This window comes from Coprococcus eutactus, assembly GCF_025149915.1.
GTDB lineage: Bacteria > Bacillota > Clostridia > Lachnospirales > Lachnospiraceae > Coprococcus > Coprococcus eutactus.
The window spans coordinates 2,139,546-2,152,968 of sequence record NZ_CP102278.1 but is presented as its reverse complement, the minus strand read 5'-3'; the positions used below and the strand labels follow the sequence as shown (position 1 = coordinate 2,152,968).

General features: G+C 38.8%; 13 protein-coding genes. 6 read left to right on the top strand and 7 right to left on the bottom strand.

The features are described 5' to 3' along the window. Nucleotides 1–382: 382 nt before the first annotated feature. The 4 genes from typA to NQ536_RS09350 all read right to left on the bottom strand — a co-directional run bounded on the left by typA (nt 383) and on the right by NQ536_RS09350 (nt 5,065). Nucleotides 383–2,209 carry a translational GTPase TypA gene (typA, locus tag NQ536_RS09360; RefSeq protein ID WP_004849259.1) on the bottom strand — a complete coding sequence of 609 codons (1,827 nt, stop codon included), beginning with the start codon at nt 2,207–2,209 and terminating at the stop codon, nt 383–385. A gap of 187 nt (nt 2,210–2,396) precedes the next feature. Beyond that, nucleotides 2,397–2,975 carry an accessory gene regulator B family protein gene (locus NQ536_RS14035; protein WP_004849258.1) on the bottom strand — a complete coding sequence of 193 codons (579 nt, stop codon included), beginning with the start codon at nt 2,973–2,975 and terminating at the stop codon, nt 2,397–2,399. A 10-nt stretch (nt 2,976–2,985) separates the two neighbouring features. Next, nucleotides 2,986–3,726, bottom strand: a complete 741-nt coding sequence (locus tag NQ536_RS09355; RefSeq protein ID WP_004849256.1) for a LytR/AlgR family response regulator transcription factor — start codon at nt 3,724–3,726, stop codon at nt 2,986–2,988. Nucleotides 3,727–3,730: 4 nt separating this feature from the next. After that, entirely contained in the window at nt 3,731–5,065 is a 1,335-nt protein-coding gene (locus tag NQ536_RS09350) for a sensor histidine kinase (RefSeq protein WP_004849254.1), read from the bottom strand. Between the two features lie 211 nt (nt 5,066–5,276). On the opposite strand from NQ536_RS09350, the gene NQ536_RS09345 reads away from it, so the two are divergent. The 6 genes from NQ536_RS09345 (at nt 5,277) to NQ536_RS09320 (ending at nt 9,381) form a co-directional block, all read left to right on the top strand. Beyond that, nucleotides 5,277–5,426 carry a cyclic lactone autoinducer peptide gene (locus NQ536_RS09345; protein ID WP_004849252.1) on the top strand — a complete coding sequence of 50 codons (150 nt, stop codon included), beginning with the start codon at nt 5,277–5,279 and terminating at the stop codon, nt 5,424–5,426. Nucleotides 5,427–5,466: 40 nt separating this feature from the next. Next, on the top strand, nt 5,467–5,868 hold the full coding sequence (locus NQ536_RS09340) for a hypothetical protein (RefSeq protein ID WP_004849250.1): 402 nt from the start codon (nt 5,467–5,469) through the stop codon (nt 5,866–5,868). 98 nt (nt 5,869–5,966) lie between these two features. After that, the gene (locus NQ536_RS09335) at nt 5,967–7,142 is read left to right on the top strand and encodes a hypothetical protein (RefSeq protein ID WP_022058190.1); all 1,176 of its coding nucleotides are present in this window, start codon (nt 5,967–5,969) and stop codon (nt 7,140–7,142) included. Between the two features lie 38 nt (nt 7,143–7,180). Beyond that, entirely contained in the window at nt 7,181–7,903 is a 723-nt protein-coding gene (locus tag NQ536_RS09330; RefSeq protein ID WP_004849246.1) for a hypothetical protein, read from the top strand. Next, entirely contained in the window at nt 7,900–8,757 is an 858-nt protein-coding gene (locus NQ536_RS09325) for a hypothetical protein (protein ID WP_004849244.1), read from the top strand. The genes NQ536_RS09330 and NQ536_RS09325 overlap by 4 nt, the downstream gene beginning before the upstream one ends. Continuing rightward, entirely contained in the window at nt 8,758–9,381 is a 624-nt protein-coding gene (locus NQ536_RS09320) for an ABC transporter ATP-binding protein (RefSeq protein ID WP_004849242.1), read from the top strand. It begins immediately after the preceding gene. A gap of 100 nt (nt 9,382–9,481) precedes the next feature. Here NQ536_RS09320 and hslO read toward each other — a convergent pair whose 3' ends face one another. The 3 genes from hslO to NQ536_RS09305 all read right to left on the bottom strand — a co-directional run bounded on the left by hslO (nt 9,482) and on the right by NQ536_RS09305 (nt 13,341). Further along, nucleotides 9,482–10,366, bottom strand: coding sequence for an Hsp33 family molecular chaperone HslO (hslO, locus tag NQ536_RS09315; RefSeq protein ID WP_004849241.1), 885 nt, complete (start codon nt 10,364–10,366; stop codon nt 9,482–9,484). 143 nt (nt 10,367–10,509) lie between these two features. Continuing rightward, nucleotides 10,510–11,295 (bottom strand): class I SAM-dependent DNA methyltransferase, encoded by a 786-nt coding sequence (locus NQ536_RS09310; protein ID WP_004849239.1) that lies wholly within the window; start codon nt 11,293–11,295, stop codon nt 10,510–10,512. A 27-nt stretch (nt 11,296–11,322) separates the two neighbouring features. Continuing rightward, nucleotides 11,323–13,341, bottom strand: a complete 2,019-nt coding sequence (locus tag NQ536_RS09305; RefSeq protein ID WP_004849237.1) for a leucine-rich repeat domain-containing protein — start codon at nt 13,339–13,341, stop codon at nt 11,323–11,325. Nucleotides 13,342–13,423 lie beyond the last annotated feature (82 nt).

The window sequence follows — 13,423 nt, the reverse complement described above, 5'->3', positions numbered from 1 at the left end:
CCTGTAATTGGGGGCAAGGTATAAAAAATAAAGAAGTTATCCTAGAATGCGACTCCTGCTGGAAGTTAGTATAATTTTGTATCAAATACATTTGAATTCTAAACAAAATAGAAAAACATGGTGTTACAAATTACATGGGTCAGGATGCCCATGGGTTAAGATGATTTACAGAAAAGACAGAAAAGCCCAAATAGATAAATTACATAAAAAGCCCAAAAGCCCCAAAGGACAAATAGATAAACTACATAAAAAAGACAAAAAAAGACCCTAAAAAACAAGTAGATAAATAACCGCCGATAAATAGCATAAAAAAGAAAAGAGATAATTCGCATCAGAGTGTGAGTTATCTCTTTTATGTTATAGTTATATTTCGTTCGTCGGTCTACTTTCTGTTAGCTCTGTAACGCAGAGTGTGGTCAAGAATCTTCTTACGGATCCTGAATGACTTTGGTGTGATCTCAAGGAGCTCATCAGTGTCGATGAAATCAAGAGCCTGCTCAAGACTCATCACCTTTGGAGGTGAAAGCTTAAGGGCGTCATCTGATCCTGAAGAACGAGTATTGGTAAGCTGCTTCTTCTTGCAGACATTGACTTCCATGTCCTCTGCACGAGGATTCTCACCGACAACCATACCGGCATAAACCTGCTCACCTGGTCCGATAAACAGAGTTCCACGCTCCTGTGCGTTGAACAGACCGTATGTGATCGAAGTACCTGACTCAAATGCGATGAGTGAGCCTTTTGAACGGTAGCTCATGTCACCCTTGTATGGGAGATACTCATCGAATGTTGTGTTGATGATTCCGGTACCCTTGGTAGCAGTCATGAAGTCTCCACGGAATCCGATAAGTCCACGGGATGGAACAGAGAACTCAAGTCTTGTGGTTCCGTTTCCTGTAGGAGCCATTCCCTGGAGCTCACCTTTTCTCTGGTTCAGCATGTTGATTATTGTTCCGGCAAATTCATCCGGTACATCTATATAAGCGATCTCAAATGGCTCAAGCTTATGTCCGAGCTCATCTTCCTTGTAGATAACCTCAGCCTTACTTACTGCAAACTCGTAACCCTCACGTCTCATGTTCTCGATGAGGACTGACAGGTGGAGCTCACCACGACCTGAAACCTTGAATGCCTCAGTTGTGTCTGTCTCCTCAACTCTGAGGCTGACATCTGTGTTCAGCTCTCTGAAAAGTCTCTCACGGAGATGTCTTGATGTCACGAACTTGCCTTCCTTGCCTGCGAGAGGAGAGTCATTTACCATGAATGTCATGGCGATGGTTGGCTCAGAAATCTTCTGGAAAGGAATTGGATCAGGATTCTCAGGGGAGCAGAGAGTATCACCTATCTGTACATCTGCGATACCTGAAACTGCAACTATAGAGCCGATCTGTGCTTCCTTGACTTCTATCTTGTTAAGTCCTTCATACTCGAAAAGCTTTCCGATACGAACCTTCTCAAGCTTGTCTGGGTCATGCTCGTTTACGATGACGAGATCCTCATTTATCTTGAGGACACCGTTGTCGACTTTGCCGACACCGATACGTCCAACGTACTCGTTGTAGTCGATGGTGCTGACAAGCATCTGTACACCTGCATCAGGATCACCTGTAGGGGCAGGAATGTAATCAATGATAGTGTCGAACAGAGGCTTCATGTCTGTACCCGGCGCAGATGAGTCAAGGGTTGCATATCCAGACTTTGCGGAAGCAAATACAAATGGACAGTCAAGCTGATCTTCATTTGCATCAAGCTCGATGAGAAGCTCAAGAACTTCGTCAACGACCTCATCAGGGCGTGCCTCCGGACGATCACATTTATTTACACATACGATAACTGCAAGATTAAGCTCAAGAGCTTTTTTCAGAACGAACTTAGTCTGTGGCATAGGTCCCTCAAATGCGTCAACAACGAGGATTACGCCGTTTACCATCTTCAGAACTCGCTCGACCTCACCGCCGAAGTCGGCATGACCCGGAGTATCAATGATGTTGATCTTGGTGTTCCCATATGTTACGGCAGTGTTCTTGGAGAGGATAGTGATACCTCTTTCACGCTCGATATCGTTGGAATCCATGACACGCTCAGCGACCTCCTGGTTGTCACGGAATACACCGCTCTGCTTTAAGAGCTCGTCTACAAGTGTTGTCTTACCATGGTCAACGTGGGCGATGATAGCCACATTTCTGATATCATCTCTTGTTATCTTCATAATTTTCACTCTTTCTTTCTAATTTAGTCTACTTTACAACGTTTAACATTCTAGCATAGTGAAAAAACCAATGCAATAATTATAATGTACAAAAATATAGTAAAAATAAGGGCAAATGGCGAAAATTTGATGGCATGAGTGAGGGATGCAAGGTAGGAATAGTTAAACAGATGACATATTAGAAATATTAGTGGTATCTATGTTTAAAACACGCAATTACATATAATATTTCAGCACTGATTAGACCAGTAAATATGGCAGTACTGATTGATGTCATAGGACTGTTGCAAATAAGAATCAAAACACATGAAATAACAAAGAATATGAAGATTTTAATTCTATATTTTCTTATATATTCTGGAGTATCATCATCTAAATGATGAATGATAGGTTTTGTTAATATGTGAATTATAAAAAGTAAAAAAAGTGTAATTATTTGGAGATAGAGATTTATACATGATAATAATTGAATTGAATATATAGCTGTTAAACCATAAAGAGAACTAAAAAAAATACATTTTATGTGCGAGTCGGCATGGTAACCGCCTATCAAATTACGATAAAAGAGAAAAAAGAAAAGCCATATTAGCATTTGGGGTAAAAATTTTATGTAAACAGCAAGTATAGTATAAAAGGATATAGGAATAAGCATATTTATAATACATTCTATTCCATATTCCAGTATCTCGTATTGTGTATCATGATCATCCACATGAATTTTATTTAATAAATTAATAGCAAGTTTGGAAGAAATTTTTTCAATCATTTGTATCTCCTTAGTACGAATTCCGAACCATTTTTAATAGTGCATTTTTTATACTTTCGTAATAAGTTCTACCGACAAGTTGCGTCTGTTTATTTGAAAGATGTATAGTGGAACCTGAAAGGGATGTAACGTAATTCATGTTTATAATGCATGATTTATGACATCTGACAAATTGGACAGGCATATGTTTTTCTATAGTTTGAAGAGAGGTACGTTCTGTATAAAGTCCGGACGTAGTATTAATACAGCAATCATGTCCCAATCTGCTTATAGAAATTATAGAATTGTATGGAATTTGCTTTATGTTTTTATCTTTATGTATATAATAATAATCGGCTTGATGTAAGGCTGTATAGTTGTTAAGACATTTTTCTATGGTCTCGTAAGTTACAGGTTTTAGAAGATAGTTTGTTGCCTGTACATGATAACCATCAAAAACATAGTCTTTAAAAGCTGTGAGAAAAATTATATCGCCTTTGAAACCATTTTTTCGAAGTTGAATACAAATTTCAATTCCGTTTTGGTCACAAGGTTCTATTGTGTCCGTTTTGCGTAGATTTTTTTCTAGTTCTATATCAGAGAAAAGCAGATTACAATTTATCGCATTTTCATCATTAAGAATATCACTTGATGTTTTGTAGTGTGTAATTGAAATAGCGTGCAATTTATTATTTCCCCAATTATTTATAATTTTAATCAATTGTCCAGCTTGTATGTTGTTATCTTCTAATATAGCAATTTTAATATTCATCAACCTATACCTCGCTTTCAGATAATGGTAGCAGTATTGATACAGTGAAATCCTTTTTTGATGGAGTGATGTCCATCATTCCGTTATGTTTTTTCACGATGGTTTCTATACGTGATAAACCAAGTCCGTGATTTATATTAGACAATTCGGTTTTTCTTGATGCAAATGTGTGTGACTTGTGTGGGATATATATACCGTCAGAGGTATTTAATATCACAATTGATAACATTTGTTGAAAAGGTTTTATATTTAGGTCTATGCATTTTTCGTCGTCACTAGATATTCTTAAGCAGGCCTCAATGGCATTGTCAAATAGATTGCCGATAATTGAGCATATCTCGATGTCGGAAAGAGGTATACATTCTGGTAAAAAAACAGAGTAGTTGACTTTAATTCCAGACGATTTGCATTGTATGAACTTGTTTGTGAGAATACTGTCCATGGTAGAATTACCACTAGTTAATATATAATGGTCGGATTCTATTGAGTCGGACAATTCATGTATATAATGTTGGGCTTCGATATAATCCTGATTGGATAACAATGTATTTAAAGCATTAAGATGGTTATAAATATCATGCTTTAAATATCTGAGTTCAGCTATTGAACTTATAATCTGTTCGTATTGCTTGTTTTCCATATCAGAAATAATTTGTTCTTTAGACAATTGGAGAAATCTTTCTCTTTGAATCCCAAGTTGATATACATATATAGTGAGTGCCACAAATAAAGCTAGTACAAGGAAGAACACCATATACAAGGTGTTTGTAAGTAATCTTATATGAGATTTGTACTTAACTGTCTGTGTTACGACAATTAGATTTTCGATTATTATACATAGTACGGATATAAAAATAAAACTGATCTTTTCTATGAAGTTAAGTTTAAATGTTCTGGATGAAAAACATAATAGTGTGATGACAAACACTGCGATGAGCAGCATGTAAAGTAATGTGAATGGAATTCTCAGAGTTCCCCCCATTAGTTCTTCGGACAGGTCTATGTGAAAAAGCTGTGTGGGAATTATTGTGGTAAGTGCTTCCGCAAATATGGATGTCATTGCAAAGACGATTACCCAAAAGAACTTCTCTATATGTGAAGCCGAAAAAAAGATTTCCACATATATGTAATGAAATAAAATGAGAACAAAAAGTATTGTTAATATGGTAGGCATGTTGTATATATTCATAATCCACAATACTATAGAAATGATAATGCAGGCAATGGTCTGTTTAGCGTAGATATATCGTATTTCTTTTCTGTCCAGTTTGCCATTTGCAAATATAAAAAAAAGGGATGTGCCAAGTAAATTTATAAATAATTCCCATATATATTCCATATAAGTGTTTTCCTTTCAATTAATTATATAAATATATTATAGCATATATAAATAAAATAAGTGATGAAAGATAAGTGTGAAAAATGTCGATTGCGACCAGAAATATGTCGTTCATGACCAATGTACTTGTAAGTAACAAAAATAATGTTAGTATAAAGATATACTAAATATAAGGGCATAATAAGATTTTAGTGAAAGGAGGACAGGGGGAGTGAATGACAGGAAAAAGATGATTTATACAGGTCTTGCAAAAGTTGTTGAGTGGGTTGCAAGAGAGAAAGCCGGTCATAATTGTTGGGGGCTCCTGTATGAACCCAAGCGGCCAGAAGTATTGATAAACACAGAAGCAGGAAAACGGTAAAAGAAAGTAACACAAATAAATCAGAAGGGAGCAAGTGTATATGAATAGTAAAAAGTCGATATTAAATATGGGGAAGATCGTAATATTGGTAGTGGCTGCAATAATGATAACTGCAATTTCCACTAAGGCTGCAACGGCTGGATGGTCTTTGAGATATACTAAGGGAGCGCCATCAAGTGATGTGATCACAAGTAAGACTGTATCGGGAACTATGAGTTCAACTAAGGTAGTGAGTGCTGTAATTTCAAGCTTCAGTTGCAGTGGTAACGGATGGGTATATGTTCAATCATCTTCAGGTGGCTTGAGTGTATTTTTAAATACCTGTAAGTCTGTTGATTCACCAGATAAGGTAAAAAAAGGAACAAGTGTAACAGGTAGGGCCGCAATAACAAACCCAAGTATATTAAATTCTCTTTACAGTTCGGGATATTTTATTTTCTAAATTATAAAGGAAAAAGATATAATGGTAATATAAACATAGAATAGCCAGATTGTAATCAAAATACTGTCTGGCTATTTGACGTGAAGGGGGAATTTACAATGAAAAAATTACTGTTGGCTTTTCTGGGATGTGTATGCATACTATCCGGATGTCAGGAAGCACCGGATCAGGTAAAGAAAAATATGAACGGCTACGGCGAAAGCAAGCAGATAGATCTTGAAGGGGTGGATTACTGCAGCCCGCAGGAGTTAAAGAATGTTGATATCGAGGATATAACGTACAAGCCGGATAATCTGGAGCTGCCATCTAAGATAGACTTTTCTGATGTAGAAGATGTTGGCGTGGTATATTTTAAGGCCAAAGAAAAGTTCACTGATAACAGAGATGAATTCGCTGATCTTATTGGGAAAGGCGATGTGGACTGGGAAAGATCAGAAACCGCTGGAGGCGGATGGAATTTTTATGACAAAGACAGTGAAGGATGGATACAGGACAATGGTACATTTGGATTTTGGTTAGGGCGTTATAATCAGTATGTGAGATCGGATAATTATTTGAAGATAACCAATCGTGTGTATTTAGGCAGAGAAGATTGTCCGGATTTGGTCTGTAATCTGGATGGAACATCCGTAAGCCTGAAGGATGTGATCGCAGGAACAGATAGGTGGGTGAATGAATTCAAGTATTTGAAAGGTGATCTTACATATAAAGCCAAGACCGTGTATGTCAGAACGGACGATCAGGGAAACGACTATGTTGGATTGTTTTACCAGCCGATGTATAAAGGTGTCGGTTTGTCTTATTTGACGTATCCCATGGATAATAATATTTCAGGTGGTGGGGTGGTTATAGTGGCTATGACATCAGGCGTTGATCTGGATGTGGAAAAGCCTGATACGGTATCAGATTGTGTAACACAGCTCAATGTAGATGTAGAAAGTGAGGATATGGCTGATAAAGTAATTGATTTCAATAGTGCGTTAAAACTCGTTGAGGAGAAAATGTCAGGCTTTAACAGGCTTAATGTGGTGGAAGTGCGGATCGAATATGTACTCAGACCACTATATGATCCGGAGAAAGAGTCAGTAGAAGATGAGGGAATAATCATGGAGGCAAGACCGGTTTATTCGTTCCTTATACCAAATGGTTATCAGGAAGATGATTTTTCTTATTCATTTTCAGACGAGGAAAATGGTCTAGTGTATATCAACGTAGACATGATCGATGGAACGGTCACTGATGATTTTGCTGCAAACAGTTTCCATGGAAATTAGAGGTTAATGTACAGAAATTAACTGGAGGTAAAATATTAATGCGGAGATTGATTAACAACATTAATGGTTATTTTGTGCTGATAAATGTGTTTGTTATTTTGTCTATGTGTCTTTGCAGTGGAATTGGAGTGAGTGGGGAAAAGACGGTCTCTATAATAGAGGTTATCGTGTATGGATATGATGATATCAGGAGGATCACCACCTGGGCAGATGCTTTTTCGGTTGTGCTTTATGGTAATCTGTATCTTGCACTTCCACTCATCACTTCTGTGGCATCCCTTCCGATCATATGTGATGAACTTAGAACGAATAATAATTATTTCCATTTTAGCAGGATAGGAGTAAAAAAATATATTCATAGTAAATATTGCAGCAGCCTGATTGGTGGTGTGGCTGCATTGCTTATGGGGTTCTTATTATTTGCATCGATTGTATGTGTGTTCTTTCCCTCTTATTATGATTTTGGACAGAGTCAGGTTGTAGGACTGGAAGACCAAAATATATTTGGAATGTTATGGCAGGTGGTAAAATACAGCCTTAACATGATCTGCTGGGGAGCCTTGTTAAGCATAATATCATGTGGGCTAGTGAGTATTACCCAGAATATATATATTGTATTGTGTGTGCCGTTTTTATTGAACTATGTTGCAGCACATGTTCTGTTCAATTTAAAGATATATATGTTTATTATATTGGCGGTTATTTTCTATTATATGGGATACAAGCTGTGGATAAAAAAGTATAGGGGGGTGCGTGCATGAACAGAAAGATCTCTCCAAGACAGATCACGTGTGTTTTCAGAAGAGAATATATAGAGTGGATTACAAATCCCAGGATGCTGATGTGTGTGGTACTGGTTGTGATGGTTAGAGAAATCGTACTTCTCCCAATGCGGAATCTATCAATGGGGATGGGGCAGCCGATAAACGCGATGGAGCCGGTTATAGCAGTAGCAAATTCAGGAGTATTGCTTCTGCTTATGCCTCTGGTTTATCTGGTTATAATGGCAGATTTCCCCAGAGTAAGTGGGAATACATATTTTTATCTTACAAGGACAGGCCGAATTAACTGGATCATGGGACAGATTGTTTTTCAGATAGTAAGTCTTCTCACATATCTGTTATTTGTCATAATATCAACACTGGTACAGACCGTTTCATTTTCATTCCTGATAAATGGGTGGAGTCTTGTGGTTACAGAAAGTGATAAGAGCAGTGCAATGTACGATCTGATACCTATGAATTTGTACAACCAGATGTCGCCGTATGAGGCATTTGCAATTAGCTATCTGTTGCTGTTTATGTTCCTGTTATCCTGTAGTTTAGCCATGTTATTAGCATCTATATATGGAAAAAAGACTTTGACATTCTGGGTGGTGATGATATCCATAGCAGTAGGAATAGTATTTTGTGCAGTGAAGTCAAAGTGGATGTGGGTTTTCCCTGTAAGTCATTCCATATTATGGATACATTTCCAGAACTATTATAGGAAATATGTCATGTCGCCTTGGATATCCATATTGATATTGGGGGTGTTACTTGTGGTGGGATATTTACTTGTTATGCATTTTTCAAAGAAGTTAAATGTTGACAGATTAAGGGGGGAACAGGAATAGATGATAGAAGTAAATAACGTAACGTTAAAGACGAAGGAATATACAATATTGGATAATGTATCCATAAAGGTTGATAAGGGCGAGATAGTAGGACTTGTAGGAGGAAACGGTTCAGGAAAGACTATGCTTATGAAGTGTATCTGCGGATTTTACAATGACTACAGCGGAACGATAGAAGTGGGGGGGAAGGAGATAGGAAAAGATATTGATTTCCCTGAGAATGTAGGAATAATTATAGAGAATCCCGGATTTATCCCCTACTACAGTGGTTTTAAGAATTTAAAAATATTGGCTGACCTGCGCGGGAAAATAACGGAAGAGGATATATGTTCATATATGGAACTGGTCGGTCTTGATCCGAAACTCAGACGCTCAGTCAGAAAGTATTCCCTTGGAATGCGTCAGAGACTGGGACTTGCCCAGGCGCTCATGGAGCAGCCGCAATTACTCATTTTGGATGAACCATTTAATGGCCTTGATAAGGAAATGGTAAAAGATATAAGGCAGATCCTTATCAAAGAGAAAGAAAAGGAAACGACTATTTTACTGTCATCCCATAACTCGGATGATATCGATCTTCTGTGTGATAGATGTTATCATCTTGATGCCGGAAAACTGGCTTAGGAAATAGTATAAGGTTTTGGTGATAACCTGATATTAAATAACCCCGGATGGTTTTGCATGTGGTGCGAAGCCATCCGGGGTTTTATGGCGGGATGCTTGTTTATCTGGCAGCCGCCTTAAGAAGCATCTCCTTAAGTTCGTCTGGTGAGAACTTGTAATGTGAGTTGCAGAACTGGCAGTTGACCTCTATAGGTTCGCCCTCCTCAAGGAGACTTGCGATCTCTTTCTTCCCGAGGCTGAGTACCGCATTGTAGTATCTCTCCTTGCTGCAGTTGCAGTGCCACTCTGTAGGGAGTTCATCCGTCACGACCACATCATATCCCTCAAATACATCCTTGATGATGTCGAGAGGAGTCTTGCCTTCATCAAGTAAACTTGTGATGGATGAGAACTCGTTCAGTCTCTTTTCGAGAACGTCGATGAGTTCATCCGATGCAAATGGCATGAGCTGGATGATGAATCCGCCAGCCTGTTTTACTGTGTTATCTTTCTCCATAAGTACGCCAAGGGCGACAGAAGTAGGGATCTGCTCTGATGTTGCAAAGTAATATGTCAGATCCTCGGCGATCTCACCGGATACGAGCTGCGTCTGACCGACATAAGGCTCCTTGAGGCCTATATCCTTGATGACTGACAAAACACCCAGATCGAGGGCTTTTGCAACATCCAGCTTGCCCTTGTCATTTGCGTGAAGTATCACATTGGGATTGTTGACATAGCCTTTGACTCTGGAGTGTGCATCTGCAGTTACGGTCAGTCCGCCTATCGGACCATTGCACTGGATCTGAAGTGTAAGTACATCGGATTCATTCTTGCACTGTGCGCCCATAAGTGCTCCTGCTGTGAGCAGTCTTCCCAGTGCAGCCGTTGCCACAGGGCTTGTGTTGTGGATAGACCTTGCGGTCTCCACGATATCTCTTGTTGTACCGGCGAAGAATCTTACCTGATTGTTCGCTGCCATACCTCTTATTATATGATCACTCATGTTATATACCTCTCTGTTCTATGTTTATTAGTGTTATTATATTTTGAGATCTGTCCTGTCACCTCGGTGGTAATCTCATTATAATAATGATGTATATAGGACAATCTTCACTATTTTATATTACTAATGACGGTAAGACAAGTCTATTCATAGTGTTTGTTATCCTGATGCGTCTCCCTTGCAACCACATATACACGCTCGCTTGAATCTGTGGCGGGCTCAAATGTAAATGCATCATACATGGCGACAAGTTCCATACCCGAATCGGCTACGCATTTTCTCATGTCCTCAAGAGTGAGACCGCGCTGGTAATGGAATTCCTGATATTTCCGGTATAGTGGACACTCGTCATCAGGTTCTTCAGGGAGAAACAGACTGAGTGCAAGCTCATTGATGTCGGTTTCTGCATCATAGTAGTTATCCCATATGAAACTCACATCATCCCTGTCCTCGGCTATGGTGCTGTCAGCTACTACGTCCCTAAAGTAATGTCGTGTCTTGAAGTCGCAGACAAATATACCCCTTGACTCAAGATAGTTGTTCGCCAGCCTGAAAACATGTGTGATATCAGAAAGCTCGGTGAGATAGTTGATACTGTCGCACACACATACTATCGCATTCACCGTGCCAAACAGCTCAAACTCCCTCATGTCCTGCATGAGATATAAAATGGATTCGTGACCGGTATCGAGCTTTTTTTCATTTGCCACTTCAAGCATCTCGTATGAATTGTCAATGCCGATCATGTCATATCCTGCGTCCGCCAGCCTTTCCGTGACTTCACCGGTGCCGCAGCCAAGTTCACAGACCAGACCGTTGTTTACTCCGTATTTTTTTAAAACTTCTATTATATATGTGCACCAGTCATCGTATGGAATGTTGTCCATCAATTCATCATAGACGCTGGCGAATATTTCATAAGTGTTCATATCAGCCTCCGGTAATTATAAAACATATCATCTGACCTTCTTTACAACGATGCCCTTTCGAATAGAATATACATGTCCTTTGTATTTCTTCAGTCCTGTAAATTTGGTATAGACTGCACCCTTTCTTATATAATATATTTTTTTGTTATATTTGACGAGAGCAGTGGTCTTGCTACACCAGATACCATTCTTGATATAATATTTCTTTTTGTTTAGTTCGGTTATAAGGGTTTTCTTGAATATGGTACCATTTTTTACATAGTAATATCTGTTTTTGTATTTTACAAGAGATCTGGCTCTGCATATAGTGCCATTCTTTACAAAGTAGTATTTGTTTTTGTATTTTACAAGGGTTTTGTCATTGCATTTAATGCCGTTTTTGAAATAAGTTAAAACACCTTTTACATTTCTGAGTCCGGTGAAGTTCACGATCTTACCGTATGCATCCCTGATGCATGTTTTCCCGTTGACTGTGCCTATGTAGCGTCCGTCTGATTCAAGGGCAATAAAACCAATATTGTTTTCTTTTGCGTATTTTTCTGTACTGCTTCCTGAATAGCCAACAAGAGTGCAATAAGGTGCCACATTTTTGCCAAACACCACGTCCTTTGAAAGAATAATGACTCTGCAGGAGTCATTATAGAAGGCGAAGTCACCTATGGTTTTGACTGACTTTGGAATTTTTATTGACGAAAGTGAAAGACAATCGCCAAATGCGCCTACACCAATAGAGGTCACTGTATCCGGAATAGATACTGATGAAATTGATGAACTGTAATAGAAGCAGTAATCTCCAATGGTGGCAACCCCACGAGGTATGCTGACTTTGCTCTTGCCATTCGGAACCGTGTATATGGTCTTGCCATCTTTGGTATATAAAACGCCATCTATACTTTTATAGAATTTATTGGCACTGTCCACATATAGATTCTTGAGCTTTTTTGTTCCGGCAAATGCAACATTTGATATATACGATACGCTTGAAGGGATGGATATTGCAGTGATGGAATCATAGTTTGCTGAGTAATAAAATACGTTATTGCTTTCCTCACCAATTGCGGTGATACCATCTGGAATGACTATATCATCGTCAAAGCCATCATACTGGTAGAGTACGCCGTTGTCGTTAGAAAATGCAGTCGTCTCATACAGGTCACGCCCCCTTGGAGCATCGCCAACATATCCTGCATCCGCTATGTATAGTTTACCATCACACAGGGCAACTACATTCCGGTGTCCGCTTCCGGCACCTGGATCTCTGTTAGCTATGCGTACATGATTTTTGATCCCAACCAGATCGCAGAGACTCATGATAAGGTCACAGCTTGCCCAGCAGTCACCGCCGCCAGATATTATCATGGATATTCCTGAGGAATAATCTGGGCTGTAGTTGTATGTATCTGCTACATAATTGGTTATAGCTTCAAGTTTTTGGTATTCTGTCATGGAATCTGAGATGCTATTTGCAATGAAAGTTTTCTGGATTTCATCTGCATAGTGGTAAGCATAATTCACAACATTGAAGGTTATATCTGTTGACTTCTTACCATTTGAGATTCTTACAACAGATTTGCCCGTTATATATTCATATGTTTTGGTAGCTCCTTCCATAGGAGATGATGAACCAAAACCATTCAGCCAGTACCATATTTCGCAATTGGGCTCAACCAGACCAGAGTCAGATACCTTTACAGATTCACCACTTATGACTTCGTATGTCAAAGCACCGGTGAGACCATATTTGCCTAACTGGTAGTTCTGGTTATAGGACTCAGGGATAGTCAGCATATCTGCGTATGACGAGTCAAGAGCATATAAACTTATATAAGTCTGAGTAGATGCGATATCTGCAAGATCTGCAGAAAAATCCTTTTCAATCTCACTCAGAGAAGAGTCTTGTTCATCGGAACTGGATGATTCAGAAGTGCCGATGTGATAACCAGAAGGTGCATCGTATGAGTCCCGTGCAAATGCAGGGATAGATCCGGTCAGTGTAATGGCAGCTGCAAATGCAGCAACGGCAAGAAAAGATAATCCTTTTTTCATATATGTATACCCCCATATTTCGTAAAAAAACTTGTCAGCTACTTGTGAATTTCAATAATTCACATATAATATATTGTAGCAT